17 protein-coding genes are annotated in these 20,259 nt (G+C 65.5%); 7 read left to right on the top strand and 10 right to left on the bottom strand.

What is annotated here, in order from left to right; genetic code table 11:
- Positions 1 to 264: 264 nt before the first annotated feature.
- From ACU4IU_RS05395 to ACU4IU_RS05385, 3 genes are all read left to right on the top strand, one after another.
- Entirely contained in the window at positions 265 to 1,965 is a 1,701-nt protein-coding gene (locus ACU4IU_RS05395) for a hypothetical protein (RefSeq protein ID WP_446656074.1), read from the top strand.
- A gap of 266 nt (positions 1,966 to 2,231) precedes the next feature.
- Positions 2,232 to 2,726 carry a peptidoglycan-binding domain-containing protein gene (locus ACU4IU_RS05390; protein ID WP_446656073.1) on the top strand — a complete coding sequence of 165 codons (495 nt, stop codon included), beginning with the start codon at positions 2,232 to 2,234 and terminating at the stop codon, positions 2,724 to 2,726.
- A gap of 491 nt (positions 2,727 to 3,217) precedes the next feature.
- Complete coding sequence (locus ACU4IU_RS05385) at positions 3,218 to 4,000, top strand: hypothetical protein (RefSeq protein ID WP_446656072.1); 783 nt, start codon at positions 3,218 to 3,220, stop codon at positions 3,998 to 4,000.
- 126 nt (positions 4,001 to 4,126) lie between these two features.
- Here ACU4IU_RS05385 and purQ read toward each other — a convergent pair whose 3' ends face one another.
- The 9 genes from purQ to purD all read right to left on the bottom strand — a co-directional run bounded on the left by purQ (position 4,127) and on the right by purD (position 15,202).
- Positions 4,127 to 4,864, bottom strand: a complete 738-nt coding sequence (gene purQ, locus ACU4IU_RS05380) for a phosphoribosylformylglycinamidine synthase subunit PurQ (protein WP_139470425.1) — start codon at positions 4,862 to 4,864, stop codon at positions 4,127 to 4,129.
- The gene (gene purS, locus ACU4IU_RS05375; RefSeq protein WP_025780534.1) at positions 4,861 to 5,118 is read right to left on the bottom strand and encodes a phosphoribosylformylglycinamidine synthase subunit PurS; all 258 of its coding nucleotides are present in this window, start codon (positions 5,116 to 5,118) and stop codon (positions 4,861 to 4,863) included. Before purS ends, purQ begins: the two co-directional genes overlap by 4 nt.
- Before the next feature lie 115 nt (positions 5,119 to 5,233).
- Positions 5,234 to 6,655 (bottom strand): NAD(P)/FAD-dependent oxidoreductase, encoded by a 1,422-nt coding sequence (locus ACU4IU_RS05370; protein WP_446656071.1) that lies wholly within the window; start codon positions 6,653 to 6,655, stop codon positions 5,234 to 5,236.
- Between the two features lie 125 nt (positions 6,656 to 6,780).
- Entirely contained in the window at positions 6,781 to 7,644 is an 864-nt protein-coding gene (locus ACU4IU_RS05365) for an ABC transporter permease (RefSeq protein ID WP_446656070.1), read from the bottom strand.
- Position 7,645: 1 nt separating this feature from the next.
- Positions 7,646 to 8,584, bottom strand: coding sequence for an ABC transporter permease (locus ACU4IU_RS05360; protein ID WP_139470422.1), 939 nt, complete (start codon positions 8,582 to 8,584; stop codon positions 7,646 to 7,648).
- The gene (locus ACU4IU_RS05355; protein WP_181272281.1) at positions 8,581 to 9,744 is read right to left on the bottom strand and encodes a polyamine ABC transporter substrate-binding protein; all 1,164 of its coding nucleotides are present in this window, start codon (positions 9,742 to 9,744) and stop codon (positions 8,581 to 8,583) included. Before ACU4IU_RS05355 ends, ACU4IU_RS05360 begins: the two co-directional genes overlap by 4 nt.
- Before the next feature lies 1 nt (position 9,745).
- On the bottom strand, positions 9,746 to 10,933 hold the full coding sequence (locus tag ACU4IU_RS05350; protein WP_446656069.1) for an ABC transporter ATP-binding protein: 1,188 nt from the start codon (positions 10,931 to 10,933) through the stop codon (positions 9,746 to 9,748).
- A gap of 15 nt (positions 10,934 to 10,948) precedes the next feature.
- The gene (locus tag ACU4IU_RS05345; protein ID WP_446656068.1) at positions 10,949 to 12,667 is read right to left on the bottom strand and encodes an amidohydrolase; all 1,719 of its coding nucleotides are present in this window, start codon (positions 12,665 to 12,667) and stop codon (positions 10,949 to 10,951) included.
- 294 nt (positions 12,668 to 12,961) lie between these two features.
- Complete coding sequence (purD, locus tag ACU4IU_RS05340; protein ID WP_446656067.1) at positions 12,962 to 15,202, bottom strand: phosphoribosylamine--glycine ligase; 2,241 nt, start codon at positions 15,200 to 15,202, stop codon at positions 12,962 to 12,964.
- A gap of 33 nt (positions 15,203 to 15,235) precedes the next feature.
- Between purD and ACU4IU_RS05335 the strand changes: the two genes are divergently transcribed.
- Genes ACU4IU_RS05335 through ACU4IU_RS05320 form a run of 4 tightly spaced genes read left to right on the top strand, consistent with a single transcriptional unit; the run spans position 15,236 to position 19,152 of the window.
- Entirely contained in the window at positions 15,236 to 16,393 is a 1,158-nt protein-coding gene (locus ACU4IU_RS05335; RefSeq protein ID WP_446656066.1) for an asparaginase, read from the top strand.
- Entirely contained in the window at positions 16,393 to 16,788 is a 396-nt protein-coding gene (locus tag ACU4IU_RS05330; RefSeq protein WP_172175334.1) for a sterol carrier family protein, read from the top strand. Before ACU4IU_RS05335 ends, ACU4IU_RS05330 begins: the two co-directional genes overlap by 1 nt.
- A gap of 2 nt (positions 16,789 to 16,790) precedes the next feature.
- Complete coding sequence (locus ACU4IU_RS05325; protein ID WP_446656065.1) at positions 16,791 to 18,233, top strand: aldehyde dehydrogenase family protein; 1,443 nt, start codon at positions 16,791 to 16,793, stop codon at positions 18,231 to 18,233.
- A 25-nt stretch (positions 18,234 to 18,258) separates the two neighbouring features.
- Complete coding sequence (locus tag ACU4IU_RS05320) at positions 18,259 to 19,152, top strand: EamA family transporter (protein WP_446656064.1); 894 nt, start codon at positions 18,259 to 18,261, stop codon at positions 19,150 to 19,152.
- A 12-nt stretch (positions 19,153 to 19,164) separates the two neighbouring features.
- Here ACU4IU_RS05320 and ACU4IU_RS05315 read toward each other — a convergent pair whose 3' ends face one another.
- Positions 19,165 to 20,142, bottom strand: coding sequence for a universal stress protein (locus tag ACU4IU_RS05315; protein WP_139907004.1), 978 nt, complete (start codon positions 20,140 to 20,142; stop codon positions 19,165 to 19,167).
- Between the last annotated feature and the right edge of the window lie 117 nt (positions 20,143 to 20,259).

Below are 20,259 nucleotides of genomic sequence, written 5' to 3'. Positions count from 1 at the left end.
CTGCTCTGACCGCTCTGCCATGCGGCTCACCAGCCCCAAATAGAAGTTGTTGTGCAGGTGAGAGCACAGCCTGAGGCACGAACACGTGGGGGCACTATGACTGGGTCGCGCGAACAGTATTGCGAAGTGATAAACATTCGGCCAAACACCTCTATCACTTCTGTCATGACCTAAATGACCTAAAGTCGTGCGCTCTTCATTGCCTGCGTATGGTCCAAGCCATAACTGAAGACGGCAACCGACCAGAACTCTGGAAGGACCATCATGAAACGGTTGGCAATGGCGGCAACGTTCGCTCTGGCACTCTCCATCGGAGGATGGGGCCAGGCAGCCGCACAAGCAGATGAGCGCACAACTGCGCAGGCGGCCGACGTCCAAGCCGCAGGAGAAGCAGGAAACAGCGACGCAGATTCCCCGGGAACAGAGGACCCGCCCACGGATCCCGGTGACGACGCCGCGGATCCCGGCACACCCACCGAACCCGGTGACGGGGAGGAATCAACTGATCCGGGAGGCGACGAGAACGCAGCAGATCCCGGCGACGGTGAAGAGGCGGCCGACCCCGGCGAAGGTTCGGACGAACCGACCGAGGACTCGACCCCGATCGATGCCTCGTTCTCCCTCGACCAGTCGTCGATGCCCGTCGACGAGGCAGCCGAGGCCATCCCGTACACCATCACCGGACTGAAAGCCGGAGACACCGTCACCGCCGGACCCGGCGAGAACGGCTCCATCACCGTCGACAGTGACGGAACGTTCAACGGAGAGCTCCGTGGCAACACCGAGCTCAAGGTCGGCGACGTCGTCGATGTCACCGTGACCGTCGCGCGCGACGGCGAGGAGTCGAAGACGTTCAGCGGCAGTGTGGAGATCACCGACAGCCAAAATGACTCAGATGCGGCCGTCAGCGTCGACCCGCAGAGCCAGGGGATCGACTCGTATCTCGACAACGGTGTCGACATCACCGTGAGCAATTGCGAGGCGGGCGAAGAAGTGACCGTCACCATCGTCCGCAAGGGCGAAGATACGAACATCTGGGAAGAGACGAAGACCGCCGGCGATGACGGTTCGGTCTCCACATCATTCATGCCCGGCACCGGCGGTGACGGATGGATCGGTGACTTCGTCGTCAGCGCAGAATGCGGTGACACGAGCGCAGAGACGACGTATTCCGTCACTGAAGACGACGACAGCTCCGATGCAGATCTCAGCGTCACCCCGCAGAGCCAGAAGCTCGCCGACTTCCTCGAGAACGGTGTCAACATCACCCTCGTCGACTGCCACGTCGACTCCGAGGTGAAGTTCCAGGTGAGCTCCGCGAAAGATCCCGACACCGTGATCTGGGACGAGACCCAGGAAGCCGGTGAGGACGCAGCCGGATCCGTCCAGTTCCTGCCTGATGGTGACGGCGGCAAGGACTGGATCGGTGACTTCAACGTCCTGGCCTCCTGCGGTGACAAGAGCGCAGAGACCACGTTCACGGTCACCGATGACGGCAGCGTCGTCGATCCCAAGCTCTCGATCAATCCCGAAACGATTTCGGGGGAGGACTTCATCGACCGGGACCAAGGTGTGCAGCTGATGGTCAACGAATGCGTCCCGGACGCCGAAGTCCACTTCGAGGTCTATTCCGGGGACAAGAGCGAGAAACTCTATGAACAGACCGCGACGACCAATGAGGAAGGAGCAGCCGGAATCCACGTCTACGGACTCGGGGATGATCCCGCGTACTACGTCGGGACCTACCAGGTCTTCGCCGATTGCATGGACGTCAGCAGGTCAGGAAAGTTCGAAGTCACCGGCGGTGAGTCCGGTGGCGGCAACGGAGGAGACTCCGGCGAAGCCGGCGGCGGTTCGTCGATGCCTCGCACCGGTGCTGAACTCACCGGACTGACCGCAGGTGCCCTGCTCATCCTCGGCGGTGGAGCAGCCATCGGACTGGCTCGCAGGAAGAACAAGAGCTGACAGTGACCGGTGATCCGTCGGGTTGGTGACTCCACCCGGCCCGACGGCGAGAGGCGGTCCTGGCGGAAGCGATCGGCCCCGGTTCCTCGACTTCGAGTCGAGGAACCGGGGCCGATCTGTGCTGTCTTCACAGGCAGTGCCGAACAGTTCGCGTGCACGCCCGTTGAGTCTCGTCGGCGCCTTGCCGGTGCAGGAACAACGGGCCTAGCTTGGTGGTCGTGGAGGCAAGGAAGCTTCCACGAAACCGATGGCAGAGGAGCACAGCCATGTCCAATCCAGGTCAGCCCGAAACTAAACGCGGTGACAAGGGCGCCGCGGTCCTGCGTGCCCAGCGAGCACTGCGGAGAACTCCCGATCACAGCGTCGCAGTCGACGGTGATTTCGGACCGGACACCGAAGCTGGGGTCAGACGATTTCAGGAGAGTGCCGGACTGACGGTCGATGGCATCGTCGGACAAGACACCTGGGAATCACTTCCGAACGGTGGTCCGATGCCTCTGCTGAAGACCGGGTCGAAAGGTGATGTCGTCCGCGACCTGCAGAAGGTACTCATCTCCGGTGCAGACAGCGGTGATTGGCCGTCGCCAGGCGAAGCCGACGGAGACTTCGGGGCCGGCACGAAGGAGTCTGTGGAGGGCTTTCAGAAGTGGGGCGGCGTCGACTCCGATGGCATCGTCGGGGACAAGACATGGGCCGTCCCACTGCACGCCACGAACAGCACTCTCGAGACCGCTGTCGGACTCGACTGGGCCGAGGACTGATTCCGGCCAGGGTGCTGCTGACGGTTCTGGTCCCCGGCTTCCGGAGTCGCGAGCAGGGGACCGCGGACTGAAATCTCCGAAATCGGCAATAACAATTCAGCCTGCCGAATTCCACGGAGTGATGACGATGTGATCGGCAAGCTGATCAGGACCTGTGTGCGCGTTTCACCTCGCCGTTTCTGGCAGGACCCGGTCCGACCCGGCCACGCTGGGCCAGACGGGATGACCAGGAACGACAGTGGCGCCTCGGCGAGGGTGCCGTTGCAGGCGGCGCGTGAGTCTGAACGTCGGCTCAGCGTTCGAATCGGCAGGTCACATTGACGTCTCGAAACCGTTCGGAACGCTGTTTCGAAGTTGTCATGACCACAATGATCAGAACTCCACAACACCTGTGCTTGCGGCCTAGCGTCGACACTACAACCGAATACGGCCGATCAACCCGACGACGCTCTCAGCACAACACTGACAACGACGAAAGAAGGATGATCACAATGAAGAAGCTCGCACTCGCCGCAACCGTCGCCCTCGGGATCTCTGCCCTCACAGCCGGCCCGACGGCCGCTTCGAGTCTCGATGCCGCACTTTCGGGCTCTGTGCCGACCGACGGAAATCACTCGAGTGAATCTGCGGCAGCAGGGGAGGAAGCCGCGGAGGACGACCCCAAGTCTCACGATGAAGATCTGGCGCTGAGGTACGCGACGATGACAGTGTACGAGGTCGCGCACGGCAAGGGTATCGAATACACCGTCGACGGACTCAAAGCAGGGGACGTCGTCACCACGAGCCTCAACGACAAGAAGTCCGTGGTGAAGAAGGACGGGCCATTCGACGGCTCGGTTGTCGTGGATGAGGAACCGGACGTCCCGACAGACCTTCCATTCACGGTCTATGTCGAACGCGACGGTGAGACAGTGAGAGAGATGTTCACCAGAGTCGACCTCATCTCGGAGGGCGATCGAGGTGAATACGACGATGGCACTCTGTTGGTGAACCCAGAGGAGGACACGAACGACACGGCTCTCGGCACCGACGGAGTCAATCTCACAATGGTCAACTGCTCGGCCGAAGACGAGGCCGTGTTCCGCGTGTTCAAGAAGAACACGGATGGTCAGACGAAGGTCTGGGAAAAGCGTCAACTCGCCGGTGAAGATGAGTCCGCATCGGTCCGATACATAGCGGATTCAAGAAAGGACCTGTGGGGCAGATACGTCATCACTGCAGAATGCGGCGACCTCGAAGACTCGGCGCCACTGAGGGTGTACATCGACGAATAGAGGCCCGTGATCACTCCACCCGCCAACAGGATGCAAACGACGCCGGGTCCTTGACTCAGAACACTGGTTCTGAGTCAAGGACCCGGCGTCGTTCGTCTGTCGGTTTCTCCGCGGCAGCCGGTCGGCTCAGCCCTTGGCGACGAGCGTGCGCACGGCCGAGGAGAAGAACCCCTGACCGTCGATTCCGCCGCCGGACTCGGGGCCGAAGCCGGTCTCGACGGCGTGTTCGGGGTGCGGCATGAGGCCGACGACGTTGCCTGCTTCGTTCGTGATTCCGGCGATGTCTCGCAGAGACCCGTTCGGGTTGAAGCCCTGGTACCGGAAGACCACGCGTCCGGTGGACTCGAGCTCGTCGAGCACCTCGTCGGTGGCGACGAACCCGCCCTCACCGTTCTTCAGCGGAATGCGGATCGTCTGACCCTGCTCATAGTCGCTCGTCCACGCGGTGTTCGCGTTCTCCACGACCAGGTCCTGGTCGCGGCAGATGAAATGCTGGTGATCGTTGCGGATGAGCGCACCGGGCAGCAGACGGGATTCGCAGAGGATCTGGAAGCCGTTGCAGATGCCGAGCACCGGCATACCGGCATTCGCCGCGGCCACGACGGACTCCATGATCGGAGCGAATCCGGCGATCGCACCGCAGCGCAGGTAGTCACCATACGAGAAACCGCCGGGCAGGATGACGGCGTCGACTCCGGACAGGGTCGAATCCGCGTGCCACAGGTTCACCGGGTTCGCACCGGCCAGACGCACGGCGCGAGCGGCATCGCGGTCATCGAGAGTTCCGGGGAACGTGACGACTCCGACGGAGACACCGGACTCTGCGGTCGCCTCGGCGGTGGGATCAGCCGCGACAGCGGTCACGATGCGTCCTCGGCCACGCGGACTGCCACAACGTTTTCGATCACGGGATTCGACAGAAGCTTCTCTGCGGCTTCGCGTGCCTGGGCGAGGACCTCCTCGGTGGCTTCGCCGTCAACCTCGAGTTCGAACCTCTTGCCCTGACGAACCTCACCGAACCCGGTGAAGCCCAGACGGGTCAGTCCGCCGGAGATCGCCTTGCCCTGGGGGTCAAGGATCTCGGGTTTGGGCATCACCTCAACGACGACACGTGCCATGCGTGTACTGCTCCTTTGTGAAAGTGTTCGGGAGTTCCTCCCGCGCTCACCCAGAGTCTACCAACCACGGCCGAATTCCCCGCCCGCGGTCCGGTCGTCGGACAGGCCGGAGCCCTCAGGAATCGAAGCCCATGCCCACTGCATCGAGGACTTTGAGCAGAGGACCGCGACGACCCTCGTTCTCATCGGCCTTGATCAGCGCATTCGTCGTCATCTTGATGCCCAGCCACGCCATCGGCTCGGGCGGGAACGGCAGGGGCAGCTTGCGCACCATCTCGAGCTCGGTCAGTTCGGTGTCCTCACCGGAGAGCAGATCGAGCATGACTGTTCCAGCGAACCGAGACGCACCCACCCCGAGGCCGGTGAACCCCGCAGCCATGGCGACCTTCTTCCCATAGGCGCTGGTGAAGAACGAGAAGAACCGTGAACAGGTGTCGATCGGTCCGCCCCATTTGTGGGAGAACTTCAGCCCTTCTAGCTGCGGAAAGGTTTCGAAGAAGTGCTCGGCGAGGGTCTCGAAGGTCTCGGGCCGCTGATCGTATCTCCACGACAGCTGCCGCCCGAAGTGGTAGACGGCGTCCCAACCGCCGAAGAGGATCCGGTTGTCAGCGCTCAGCCGGTAGTAGTGGAATCTGTTCGCACAGTCGCCGATGCCCTGACGGCCCTCCCATCCGATCGCAGCCATCTGCTCGTTGTTCAACGGCTCGGTCATCAGCGCATAGTCGTAGACGGGAACCGTATGCAGACTCACCCGCTTGAGGAGCGAGGGGAACACATTCGTCGCCAGGGCCACCCGCTTCGCCGTGACCTGGCTGCACTGAGCGGCCGCGCAGTCCTCGAGCGTCTCCGCGGTCACGCGGGTCTGGACTCGCACGCTCGTCTTCGCGTCGCTGACATCGGTGACCTTCGTACCCTCATAGACCTCGACCCCGAGTTCGCGGATGACCCGCAGCAGCTCCCAGCACAACTTCGCCGGATGGACGAGCGCGACCTCGCGAGAATCCCACAGCGCACCTTTGTACGTCGGCGACTTGATGATCCCCGCGAGCTCCTGCTGGTCGAGGAAGATGAAACCGGATTCCGGATCATGGGCCTTCCGCAGCTCGGCGACCTGGTAGTCCTCGGTGGCGACATCGAGTTCGCCCGTGCGTTCGAACTCGACGTCCATCCCGTACTTCGCCACCGCTGCTTCGATGGCGTCGAGGTTCTCCCGGCCCAGCTGCGCGAGCCGATCGTTCTCCTCCGGCAGGTGAGCTTCCCCGTTGTCGTAGCCGTGAGTGAGGCTGGCCGCGCAGAATCCGCCATTGCGCCCCGAGGCGGCCCACCCGATCGAGTTCGCCTCGACGAGCACGACCCGACGGTTCGGGTCCCGCTCCTTGGCCTGCAGAGCGGTCCACAGACCCGTGAACCCGCCGCCGACGACGAGGAGGTCGGTTTCTCGATTCTCCTGCAGCGGCGGCAGCGGCTTCGGACGGAGGTCGGTGTCGAGCCAGAACGGAATGGTCGAGGCGTCGGCCAATGCGGCATTGACGTCCATGTCACTTCACTTTCTTCGCGGTGCGGTCGGTTGGCACTCTGCCAGGTGAGCAGGTGCGGGGTGGTGCGGAACGGCGGGCCGGCACGAGCCGGCGAACTTCGGGGCCGCCTCGGTGATGGGGCGCCTCATGCGGCCATCGTCTTGATGATCTCCGTGGCGTTCCCGCCGGCCCTGCGCAGGACGAAGCCGACGAAACCGAGCGCGGCGAGGGTGAGCACGAACATCACCGTCGACATCGCCGCGACCTCGGGGCGCAGGGCCACGCGGACGGCGGAGAAGATGTAGACCGGCCACGGGGTGTAGCCCGGCTGTTGGACGAAGCTCGAGAGGATCGTGTTGTCGAGGCTGACGGTGAACGACATCAGAGCACCGGCGAGGATGCCGGGGGCCGCAATGGGCAGCGTGATGTCCTTGAACCGATTCCACGGGGTGGCACCGAGGTCGGCGGCGGCATCCTCGAGCTGGGTGTCCATTCCGGCGAGCCGGGCCCTGACGATGAACGTCACGATCGCCATGGAGAACATCGCATGCGAGATGATGAGCCTGACCAGGCCGTTGTTGAGCGGGGTGATTCCCCAATCGACGCCGACGGTGACGAACCACGGCAGGAAGGAGATGCCGTCGACGATCTCGGGGGTGACCAGGGTCAGTCCGAGGATCGCGGTCAATCCGAGTGCCCACCAAGCGCCCCTTTTGGCCCGGGCCAGAGCGACTCCGCCGAGGGTGCCGAAGATCGTCGAGACGATGGCGGTGCCGACAGCGGCCTGCAGGCTCGTGACGATGGAGGAGACGATGATGTCGTTGTTGATGCCGCTGATGTAGGCGTGCAGGCCGAAGCCGCGGAAGTTCGCGAGCACCTTGCCGTTGTTGAACGAATAGGCGATGATCACCGCGATCGGCACGAACAGGTAGATGAAGACGAGGATGCCCCAGACGTGCAGGGCGATATCGGTCGGAGTCCGACGTGCGAAAGTGTTCTTCTTCGGCATCTCAGGCCCTCCCGTCATGCAGCGGAACACTGTTCAATTTGGCCGTGATCGCCTGCCCGAGTTTGAGCAGTGCGAAGCCGACCCCGACGACGGCCAAGGTGGAGATGATGAGGATCATCGCCATGGCCGCTCCGACCGCCCAGTTCTGTGCGGTGTTGAACTGATTGGCGATGAGCTGACCGACCATGGAGCCGCTCGCTCCTCCGAGGACGGTCGCGGTGACGTAGTCGCCGTTGAGCGGGATGAACACGAGCAGGCAGCCGGAGACGACCCCGGGCATCGCCATCGGCAGCGTGACCCGCATGAAGGTCTTCACCTTCCCCGCGCCGAGGTCGTAGCTGGCTTCGCGCAGCTTCTTGCCCGAGGCGTCGATGGCGACGAACAGCGGCAGGATCATCAGCGGCAGATAGTTGTAGACGACGCCGATCTGCACCGCCGTCCGCGTGTAGAGGATGTCGAGAGGTCCGTCGAGCAGCCCGAGCCCCTGCAGCCAGTTCGACAGGAACCCGTCGGGGGAGAGCATGATCTGCCAGCCGAGGGTGCGCACGAGGAAGTTCGTCCAGAACGGCACCATCACCAGGGCCAGAGCCAGCGACCTGCGGGCGGGCGCAACCTTGATCGCCAGCCAGTACGCGAACGGCAGGGCGATGATCAGGCACAGCAGGGTGCCGAGCAGCGAGATGCGCAGCGTCGCGAAGAAGGTCGAGACGAAGCTTGCGCTCATCGCTTCCGGGTACCGACCGAACGACAGGCGATCGGTGGCGATGGCCGTGAACTGGTCGGGCTTGTACCCGAAGCTGTAGAAGACGATGAGGGCGAGGGGAATGATGAAGAAGAACAGCGCATAGGCCCATGTCGGAAACGACATGGCCGCCGGACCGAAGAACTTTGTCGCCGGTTTCTTCGGTCGTGGCTGCTGCGGTCGGGTCTGAGTGCTCATGCTCCGCTCCTGGCCTGGGCGTCGGTGAGGATCTTCGTCCGAATCTGATCGGCCGGAGTCTGCTTGCTCGGTTCGAGACGGTCGAGGACCTTCTGTGCCGGGAAGATGAGGTCCTGTTGGTCGAGGTCGGCCTTCTTCGCCTGCTCGGCCAGGCCCTTCGTTCCGATCGGGTAGCCGATGTAGTCGAGCTGGTCGACTGCAGTGTCCGGCGAGATCATGTGGTTGATGAAGGCGTGAGCGGAATCCGGGTGCGGGGCGCCGGTGGCGATCGCCCAGCAGTCCATCCACAGATTCGCCGAGGGGGTCGGGAAGACGAACTTCCAATTCTCCGGGTCCTTGACCTCGGTCAGGCCCTGCCGGGCGTCGCCGTTGAAGGCGTGCAGAAGGGTGAAGCTACCCTGAATCATGCTCGTGGCGGCGTTGCCGACATAGGCCTTCACGTTCGGGGCCAGATCGTCGACGATGATCTTCCGAGCCTTGTCGAGCTCTCCTTCGTCCTGAGTGTTGAGGCTGAAACCTTGTGCAGCCAGAGCGATCGCCGAGACCTCCCATGGGTCCTCGAGCAGAGCGGTCGTGCCGGCCGCTTCCTTCTGTGCGGCATCGAGGAAGTCCTGCCAGCTGGTCAGCTCCCGGGTGATCTTCTTCGTGTTGTAGACGAAACCGGTGGTGCCCCACGCCTTGCAGATCGAGTACGTGTTGTCCGGGTCGAAGTACTGATGAGTGAAGTTCGGATCCATATGCTCGAAGTTCGGGATCAGGGTGAGGTCGAGCTCCTGGAGCAGGTCATGTTCGAGCATCTGCGGAATGTTCGACCCCGTCGGCACGACCACGTCGTAGCCGGACGTCCCGCGTGAGGTCGAGAGCTTCGCCACGAGCTCCTCGTTCGATCCGTAGGCGTCGACCTGGACGAGGATGTCGTTCTGGGATTTGAAGGCGTCGAGAAGTTCGGGATTGTCGTAGTCGCCCCACGAGTAGAGGTTGAGCTTCGATTCGAGCTTTCCGTCGGTCGGCGGCGATGCCGCCATCTTCGTGTTCTTGCCGCACGCGCTCAGTGCCCCGAGCCCGACGACACCGAATCCGGCCAGCAGCGCTCGCCGGCTCAACCTCGCCGAGGCGGCCCGCGGGGCCAGGAACGTCACATCGGGTCTCTTCCGGGCCATTTCAGGCACCGCCTTCGAGGAGGGACGCGACCGCGCTCGGCTCACGGTCATACACGGCGACGGCGTCGGCATTCCAGCTCAGCTCCACCTCGGTGCCAGCGCTGATCGGCTCCCGCCCGGCGGCAGGCACGCGGGCGAGGATCTCGTCGTTGTCACCGACGACGATCATGTACTGGATGACGTCGCCGAGGAACGAATACGAGATCACGGAGCCGCGGGCCGTGTTCGCCTCTCCGGAGCTCTCGCCTGCGGGGGCGACGTGCATCCGTTCGGGACGGATGGCTGCGCGCACTCGGTCGCCGACCTCGAGATTCCGGGGTTCACCGGCGGCGGTGGCCGGTTTGAGTGTCAGCGTCGGGGCTGTGAGCACAGCGTTAGCCGTGCGCAGGGTCGCGGTCGTCGAATCGGTGGACGCCACCTCGGCGGAGATGAAGTTCTGCTTGCCGATGAAGCCGGCGACGAAGCCGTTGTGCGGGTTCGCGTAGATGTCCTCACCGGAGCCGATCTGCTGGATGACGCCGTCGTACATGACGACGATGCGATCGCTCATCGCCAGCGCCTCATCCTGATCGTGGGTTACGAAGACGAAGGTCGTGTCGAGCTTCGTGTGGAGGCGTTTGAGCTCGAGCTGCATCTCCTCCCGCAGCTTCCGATCGAGCGCCGACATCGGCTCGTCGAGAAGGAGGACCTGCGGCCGGTTGACCAGCGCCCGGGCCAGGGCGATGCGCTGCTGCTGACCGCCGGAGAGCTGTTCGGGTTTGCGCCCGGCGAAGTCCTCCATCTGCACAAGGGCGAGGGCATCGCGGACGCGCTGCGCGATCTCCGGTTTCGGGACCTTCGCCTGCTTGAGTCCGTAGGCGATGTTGTCGGCGATGTTCATATGCGGGAACAGCAGGTAGGACTGGAACACCGTGTTGACCGGTCGGCGGTGCGGGGGCAGGGACACGATGTCCTTGCCGGCGAGCAGGATCGCACCGTCGGTGGGGGTCTCGAAGCCGGCGATCATCCGCAGCAGGGTGGTCTTTCCGCAGCCGGAGGGGCCGAGCAGGGAGAGGAATTCGCCCTTGCGGACGTTCAGATCGAGGCGTTCGATGGCGGTGTTGTCGCCGAAGACCTTCTTCACACCCTTGATCTCGAGGTGGTCGAGTCCGGTCTCCGCAGACGGCGTCGAGGTGGCTGTACTGGTCATGATGGCCTTTCGTCTTCAGCTGGCTGAGCCGGTGGCGGTCGGGGCGGACGGCGTGGTCGGTGCCGGTGTTCGAGGCAGCAGGGCGTCGTGGACGATGCGCCCGTCGCAGATCGTCAGTTCGTTCGTGATCTCCGCGATATCGGTCGGCGGCAGCGTGAACGGGTTGGCGCTGGCCAAGGCGAGGTTGGCCGGCTGACCGGTGCGGATGTGGCCGTTGTCGGCCGAGCGCAGCAGGTGTGCCGAACCTGCGGTGTAGGCACGCAGCGCCGTCGTCAGGTCGATCGCCTCGTCGGGCAGCAGCGGCGACTCATCCGCGGCGGTCGGGTGCGAGCGATTGAGCGCGACATGGATCGCGTCCCACGGGTTCGCCGTTGATACCGGCCAGTCCGAACCCATCGCCAGATGGGTGCCGGAGCGGTTGAGGGACCCGAAGGGATAGAGCCAGCCGCTGCGCTCGGCACCGAGGAACGGCAGGTTGAGGTCGATCATCTGCTCGTCATAGCAGGCCCACAGCGCCTGCAGGTTCGCGGTGACGCCGAGTTCGGCGAAGCGGGGGACATCGGCGGGATCGACGACCTGGACGTGGGCGATATGGTGACGGCGTTCGCCGGTGTCAGCTGCGCCGGTCGTCCCGGTGCCGGCCGTGCCCTGGCTGCGGACGGTCTCGAAAGCGTCGAGGGCGGCCTTGACTGCAGCATCGCCGATCGCATGGCAGTGGATGTCGAAGCCGGCCGCATCGAGGGCCGCGAACGAGGCCTCGAGGTGGTCGCGAGTGAAATAGCTCGTCCCGAAGCCACCGCAGGTGCACGTGTATTCGGTCGTCATCGCCGCGGTCCGGGACTCGACGATCCCGTCGAGCATGAACTTCACCGAGGTGGCGCGGAAGCGTCCGTCGGAGCGTGCGAGATCGGTCAGTCGGGCCACCTCGGCGTCGATGTCCTCGACTCCGCGCGGCCACCACAGGCTGCCGACGACCTCTGACCGGAGCTCGCCGGATTCCGATGCGCCGACGTAGGTGTCGTACGGGTCGCGGTGGCCGCCGTAGTCGCCGACGATGGCGTCCATCCATGCGGTCACGCCGAGGGAGTTGAGGTAGCGCTGACCTTCGCGCAGACCGGCCAGGACCTCCTCCTCGGAGGCGGCGGGGACGTGGGCGGAGACGAGGTCGATGGCCGATTCGTGCAGGCACCCGGTGGGGCGGCCCGCGGAATCGGCGACGATGACGCCGCCGGCAGGTGCCGTGGACGTCTCGTCGAGTCCGGCTGCGGTCATCGCCTGCGTGTTCACCCATGCCGAATGGTGGTCGGCGCTGAGGAGGATCGCCGGCCGATCGGGGCAGGCCTCGTCGAGGATGTCGGCGGTGGGGTCGCCTCCGGGGAAGTGGGCCATGGACCAGCCGCCGCCGATGACCCAGTCGTTCGCAGGGTCGGTCGCGCCGTCATCACGGTTCGTGTCGGCGACATAGTCGCGGACCATCTGCAGCGCGGCCTCGATGCTGTCCGCTCCGCTGATATCGCAGGCCAGGGCCTCCTGACCGCCGAAGGTCGTGTGCACATGCGCATCGACGAAGCCGGGAGTGAGCAGCTTCCCGGCGGCTTTGATCGTGCGCGACGCGGGCACAGCTGCGGGTCCGGTGCCGATCTCGGTGATGATCCCGTCGCGGATGCTCACGCGATCCTCGGCGCGCAGAGCCTCACCGTCGAAGATCGTGACATCGAGGATATCGAGGTCCAATGCTGCCTCCCGACTGCAGTGTCGTGGCAGAGGCGGATTGCCGAGCCCGCTCTCTGAGTGTGTTGTGGATCACTGTGAAGTCACCTTAGCGGAACATCTCCCGTGATTCCACTGATTCCGTTGCAGAAATATGCGTCAAGTGAGGGAAACTGCAACACGGATTGTCAGCAGCGCTGATTCAGCGTCTCACACTGCGATATTCGCACAGGAGTCGTTGGCGGCAATGGTGAAGCCGCGGGGCACCGACTTGTCGTCGATGCCCCGCGGCTTCTGTGGGGTTGAGAACTGAGCGCTTCAGCCGGGGAAGGTCTCTCCGGTGAGCTTCTCGAAAGCCTCGATATAGCGGGCACGGGTCTTCTCGACCACCTCGGCGGGCAGCGCCGGGGGAGGCGTGTCCGATGCCTTGTCCCAGCCGGATTCTTCGGTCAGCCAATCGCGGACGAACTGCTTGTCGAAGCTCGACTGAGCCTTGCCTGCCTCATAGCCCTCGGCGTCCCAGAAGCGGGAGGAGTCCGGGGTGAGCACTTCGTCGCCGAGGACAATCGTGCCGTCGGGCAGGGTCCCGAACTCGAACTTCGTGTCGGCGAGGATGATCCCGCGTTCCCGGGCGATCTGCTCGGCACGCTGGTAGATCTCCACGGTCAGGTCGCGCAGCCTCTCTGCGGTCTCGGTCCCGACGGTCTCGGCGACGGCCTCGAAGCTGACGTTCTCATCGTGTTCGCCGAGCTCGGCCTTCGTCGCCGGAGTGAAGATCGGAGGCTCGAGGCGATCGGCCTCGACGAGTCCGGCCGGCAGCTGGATGCCGCACACGGACCCGGTGGCCCGGTAGTCCGACATTCCCGATCCGGTGAGGTAGCCGCGGGCCACGCACTCGACGGGGAACATGGAGAGGTTCTGCACGATGAGGCCGCGGCCGGCCACGGCCTCGGGCACGTCTGAGCTGATGACATGGTTGCCGATGACATCGGCGAGCTGATCGAACCACCACAGGCTGAGTCCGGTGAGCACCTTGCCCTTGTCCGGGATCTCCGAGTCGAGCACCCAGTCATAGGCGGAGATGCGGTCCGAGGCGACCATGAGCAGCTGTTCGGCACTCGCGGCATCGGCGGCGTCGGCGGGAATGTAGAGGTCGCGGACCTTCCCCGAATACACGTGCTTCCAGCCCGGCAGCACCGGGGCGACCGGTGCGGGGGCGGCGTATCCGGAGGCGAGCTCGATACGTCCGGCGGCGGCCGCCTCGGCGATATCGGTGCGGTGCTGCTCACCGTCCCACTTGATCTGGCCGACCGCGGCATAGGCCTTCGCCCGCGCATCGTCGAGGTCGTCGCCGAGGGAGACGACGGAGAGCACGCGGCCGCCGGAGGTGACGATGTCACCGGTCTCGGCGATGTCCTTCGTGATCACGGCATCTTCGGGGGCGAATCCGCCGCTGGGACCGGTCGCGAGTTTCGTACCCGCGTGAAGGGCGCTGACGTCGGGCAGTGTCGCGACGGTGTCGAGTCCGCGGATGATGTCTCCGGTGCCCGGAGTCCCCGGGTAGTTCTCGGCGGCCATGACCACTGTCACCGATGAGCGCGGATCCCATTCGAGGGGCGCGGTCTCGTTCAGGCGGCCCTCGGCAGCGGCGAGCAGCGTCTGGCCCAGGGGGCTGGACAGGCGGGCGAGCACCGACTGGGTCTCCGGATCGCCGAAGCGGACGTTGAACTCGATGACGCGCAGACCCTTCGACGTCAGCGCGAGGCCGCAGTAGAGGAGCCCGGTGAACGGGGTGCCGCGGCGGGCCATCTCATCGACGACGGGCTGGGCGACGGTGTCGATGATCTCGTCAACGGTGCCGGCAGGCAGCCACGGCAGCGGCGAATACGCGCCCATCCCGCCCGTGTTCGGGCCGGTGTCACCGTCTCCGATGCGTTTGAAGTCCTGAGCCGGGGCCAGGGGAACGGTGGTCGTGCCGTCGCAGAGGACGAACAGGGAGACCTCGGGGCCGTCGAGATAGTCTTCGATGACGACCCGGTCGGAGACCTCGAGGCAGGAGCTCGCATGCGTCAGCGCGGCATCGAGGTCATCGGTGACGACGACTCCCTTGCCGGCGGCCAGGCCGTCGGCCTTGACCACGTACGGGGCGCCGAATTCGCGCAGTGCGGCCGCCGCCTCGTCGGTCGAATAGGCGACCACCGTACGTGCAGTCGGCACGTTCGCGGACTCCATGACCTCCTTCGCGAACGCCTTCGAACCTTCGAGGTGCGCGGCTTCCGCGCTGGGGCCGAAGACGGGGAAGGAAGCTTCGCGCAGAGCATCCGCAACTCCGGCGACCAGCGGGGCTTCGGGCCCGACGACGACGAGATCGACGTCGAGGGTCTCAGCCAGCGCGGTCACGGCGGCGGCATCCGAGGCATCGACCGCCTCGGTGTGGGCGATCTGCGCGATACCGGGATTGCCGGGAGCAGCGATGACGGCGTCGACCTGCGGGTCGCGCGAGAGAGCGAGGACAAGGGCGTGTTCACGGGCGCCCGAACCGATGACAAGAACCTTCACGCCACCAGCCTAAAGGGTCGTAGGCTTGAGTGCGTGACCTTCTCGACTTTCACCCCCGCGCAGGCTGGCGAGCTCGCAGTCGTCGAGCGCTCCGGCTTCATCGAATCCCGACACATCGGGTCCGCCGTCGTCCTCGACCCGGACGGATCACCGCTGATCAGTCTGGGCGCCCCCGATGCTGCAGTGTTCACACGCTCGAGTCTCAAACCGCTGCAGGCGATCGCGGCGATGAGCCTCGGGGCGCAGCTGACCGGACCCGCCGCGGCCCTGGCCGCCGCCTCGCACAAGTCCGAAGCCGGGCACGTCGAGGTGGTCGAATCGATGCTGGAGACAGCAGGGCTGAGCGTATCCGACCTGCAGTGCCCGTCCGCCCATCCCGCCGACGGGGCCTTCCGCCGCGAACTGCAGGAACGCGCACGGGCGCAGGGGGACGAAAACACCGACCCGCGCTCGCCCCTGTATTTCAACTGCTCCGGCAAGCACGCTGCGTTCCTCGCCGCCGCCCGCGCCATCGGCGCCGACACCTCCACCTATCTGTCCCCGGACCACCCCGTGCAGCAGAAGGTCGCCGAGGTGGTCGCCGCCTTCGCCTCCGAGGAACCCTCCGCGGTCGGCATCGACGGCTGCGGAGCCCCAGTGTTCGCGCTCAGCCTCACCGGTCTGGCCCGCGCGGTCGGCCGTGTCATCCGGATGGGCAGCGCCGAGACCGACGTCCGTGCGGCAGGGGACGCGGCAGGCGAGGAAGACCCCGCCCCGGCGATGGGGGAGTGGACGACATACGAGGCCGAGGCGCGGACCCTCATGGACGCCGTCTTCGCCGACCCGTGGGCCATCGAAGGCCACGGGCGACCGAACTCGACGGTCATCGAACGGCTTAGGATCTTCGCCAAAGGCGGGGCCGAGGGTGTCATAGTCATGGCCACGAAGTCAGGATATTCGGTGGCGCTGAAATGCCTCGACGGGTCGGCACGGCCGACTAGTTGGGTGGCACTCAACCTATTGGAGAAGGCGGGCGCCTTCGAGGAGGCCTACCGGCGTTCGGCGATGTACGACGAGCAACTCGAGGACCTCTACGAGGCCATCGTGGACCCGGTCACCGGGGGCACGGATTCCGAGGGGCGGACGAGCGTTGTCGGCGATCTGTCACTCGGGGAAGATATAGCGAAGATTCGACGGAGGGAGCTGGACTGATGGCGATTCGCAGAAGGATCGACCCCGATCAGGGACGCAGCGCACTCGAGCTGTGGCTGACGCAGGCGAGGCTCGATGCGGCCCCGGCCGACCGATCGACCACCGCCACCGCAGTGCGCTTCACTCTCGAAGAGCTCGCTTCCCGCGCCGAAGGCAACAGCGTCGAAGTCCGGGTCCCGCCGTTCGGCGTCACCCAGTGCATCGCCGGTCCTCGGCACACCCGCGGCACCCCGCCGAACGTCGTCGAGACCTCCGCCGAGGTGTGGCTGGGCCTGGTCACCGGACGCACCGACTTCCAGGCCGCGCTCGCCGCCGGGGACATCGACGCCTCGGGAACCCGAGCCGACCTCGGCGATTTCCTGCCCCTCTTCACCCCTGCAGAACTCGAGGCCTGAGCATGAGCGCACAGATCACGCAGACGACGTCGTTCATCGGCGGGCGGCATGTGCCGTCACTGCTCACCTACGCCAATATCGACCCGGCCACCGGCGGCCAGCTCGGCGATATCGCCCGCGCCGGGGCCGATGAAGTCGACCGGGCGGTGCAGGCTGCGGCGAAAGCGCAGCAGGAATGGAAGCGCTCGAGCCCCGAGCAGCGCTCCCGTCTGCTCATCGCCACCGCGGCCGTCATCACCGCCAACCGCGACGATCTGGCCCGCATCGAATCCGAGGACACGGGCAAACCTCTCACCCAGGCCTATGCCGACGTCGATGTATGCGCCCGTTACTTCGAGTTCTACGGGCACACCATCGAGTCCTATTACGGTCACGCGATCCCGCTGGCCGAGGACATGCACGTCTACACGCGCCGAGAACCCTTCGGCGTCACGGGGCACATCGTGGCCTGGAACTATCCGCTCCAGCTCATCGGCCGTGCCGCCGCCACCTCGCTGGCCACCGGCAACTGCGCCGTCGCCAAACCCGCGGACGAGACCCCGCGGTCGACCGTACGGCTGGCCGAACTCATCCACTCCGTCGGCTTCCCGGCCGGAGCCTTCAACGTCGTCACCGGCCTCGGCGCCGAGGCGGGAGCGGCACTGAGCGCCCACCCCGGAGTCGCACATCTTGGCTTCGTCGGATCGACGCAGACCGGTTCGGCCATCGCCCACGCCGCTGCCGATCGGGTCGTGCCCACGGTCCTCGAACTCGGTGGGAAGTCCGCGAACATCGTCTTCTCCGACGCCGATATCGATGCGGCGATCCCGTCGCTGGTGCGCTCCATCATCCAGAACGCCGGGCAGACCTGCTCGGCCGGGTCCCGGCTCATCGTCCACCGTGACATCCACGCCGAGGTCGTCGAGAAGATGGCCGCCGCCATGGCGCAGGTGACCATCGGCTACGGTCTCGACGACCCGTTGCTCGGGCCCCTGATCTCGGCCAAGCAGCATGAGCGGGTGGACGGGTTCCTCTCCGAGGTCGGTTCCGGGCAGATCGTCACCGGCGGAATACGGCCCGACGGGCTGGCCGACGACCTTGCGGCCGGGGCGTTCATCACCCCGACCATCGTCGACTCCGTCGACCCGGCGTCCCGGATCGCCCAGGAGGAGGTCTTCGGTCCCGTCGTCGTGACCCTGCCGTTCGCCGACGACGATGAGGCCGTGGCGCTGGCCAACGGCACCGACTACGGTCTGGTCTCGGCCCTGTGGACGCAGAACATCTCCCGTGCCCACCGACTGGCCGCCGAGGTCGACGCCGGTCAGATCTTCGTCAACACCTACGGTGCCGGCGGGGGAGTCGAACTGCCCTTCGGCGGGTTCAAGAAGTCCGGCTACGGACGCGAGAAGTCCATCGAAGCTCTCGACGAATACACGCAGACGAAGACCGTCGCCATCAAACTGTGACTGTGCCGAAGAGGGCGGTGCTGAGGTGACCTTCCCAGTCCTCGGGCTCGTCCTCATCGCCTCCGTCGCCCACGCCGTATGGAACCTCGCCGCGAAGTCCGTCACCGGCAAGGGCTTTGCCTTCGTGCTCGCCTACCACGGGCTCTCGGCGATCCTGCTCGCTCCGCTGGCAATCGTCATCATCGCCACCGGAGGCCAGTCGCTGAACTGGGGTCTGGTCGGTGCGGCGGCGCTGAGCGCGGTCTTCCACATCGCCTACTCCGTGGCCTTGCAGTCCGGCTATGACCACGCCCCGCTCGGCGTCGTCTACCCGACGGCGCGCGGCACCGGGCCCGTGGTCACGATCATCATCGCCGTGGCCTTCCTCGGTGAGCGTCCCACCCTCGCCGAGGCGGCCGGAGCCTTCACCGTCATCGCCGGGATAGCTGTCGTCACGATCCGTCCCCGCGGCGGGGTCGGCCCCACCAGCAGCCACGGATTGCGCCGCGGGCTCGCGTGGGGCGGGCTGATCGGGGCGTTCATCGCCTCATACACGCTGTGGGACGACTTCGCCGTCAACCATGTCAGCGACTCTCCGCTGCTCTACTTCGCCGTCTCCGAAGCCTGCGTCGGGCTGATCATGACCGCGGGAGCCTTCGCGCTTCCCGGCGGGCGGGAGAAGCGCGCCGATCTCAGAGAGATCCTGACGAGCCACAAGCGCGCGCTGGTGACCGTGGCGATCCTCTCACCCCTGGCGTATGTGCTCGTCCTCTATGCGATGCAGCAGGCACCGGTGGCGCTCGTGGCCCCCGTGCGGGAGACCTCGATCATTGTCGGCACCCTGCTGGCCTGGTGGTTCTTCGGGGAGAGGAACGTGGTGCTCAAACTCGTCGGTGCCCTCATCGTGGTCTTGGGTATCGGGTTCATCGCCCTCGGGTGAGTGAGGCGCGATTCAGCGGCGGCGCCCGGGCTGTCGGCGGTTGACCCGCACCACCCGCACCGGGCACACGGCATGCGAGAGCACACCCTGCGACGTCGACCCGAGGACGGTGGCGACGAACCCGCCACGGCCGCGGGAGCCGATGACCATGAGATCGGCGGTGTATGTGGCGGACACGAGCACCTCGGTGGCGGGAGCATCGAAGACCGAGTACCGCACCTCGAGATCGGGGAAGTCGCCCTTCAGCGAGTCGGCAGCGGCAGTGAAGGACTTCGCCGCTTCGTCGTACATCCGGATGAGGTGCTCCTCGCTGGGCATCCACTCGGGCGAGAGGATGTGCGTGGCGGTGACTCCGACGAGGCGCAGCGGAACACCGTAGATCGCGGCCTGAGAGGCTGCGGCACGCAGCACCGGGGTGTCGGTCTCGAAGGGATCGACGGCGGCGACGACCTCCCCTGAGAAATCGGGTCGGGTTCGTCGGTCCGCCTCGGCGGTGGGGTCATGCGTCGTGCGGACGGGATCGTCGACGGGCAGGGGAGTCGTCGGCATGACCCGGGTCGGCCACGTGCTCGGGACGACGACGGTGGGGCACTGCGAGTGCGCGGGCATCGCCAGGGCCACGGAGCCGAGTAGACGACCGGCGAACCCGCCGCGACCGCGGGCGCCGACGACGGCGAGGGCGGCGTTCTTCGAATGCTCGACCATGACCCCGGAGGCGTCACCGGGCGCGATCGTCGTCGATACGGGAACGCCGGCCTTGGTGACGGTGGCGGCGGCCGCCTCGGCGATGTCTTCGACGGTCTTCTTCACGGCGCTGTCGAAGTCGGCGGGGTAGACGATGTCGGCCTGGCTCATATTGACGCCGGGGACGGTGTAGGCGGAGACGATGCGGATCTCGGAGGAGGTCTTCTGTGCATGCGTGATCGCCCACTGCAGGGCGCATTCGGCGTTGTCGGAACCGTCGATGCCGACGATGATCGTGTGGGACATATCGGAACCTCTGTCTTCAGTGACCGTCAATCTGGTTGAGTCCAGCTTAGTTGTGTCCAGTTTATGGGAACTGGCATGAGACTGCCTGGGAGGAACCTCAGGCTGACTCGACTAGAC

Source organism: Brevibacterium sp. CSND-B09 (assembly GCF_052906525.1).
The sequence above is the reverse complement of the archived record's forward strand: the minus strand, read 5'-3'. Positions and strand labels throughout refer to the sequence as shown.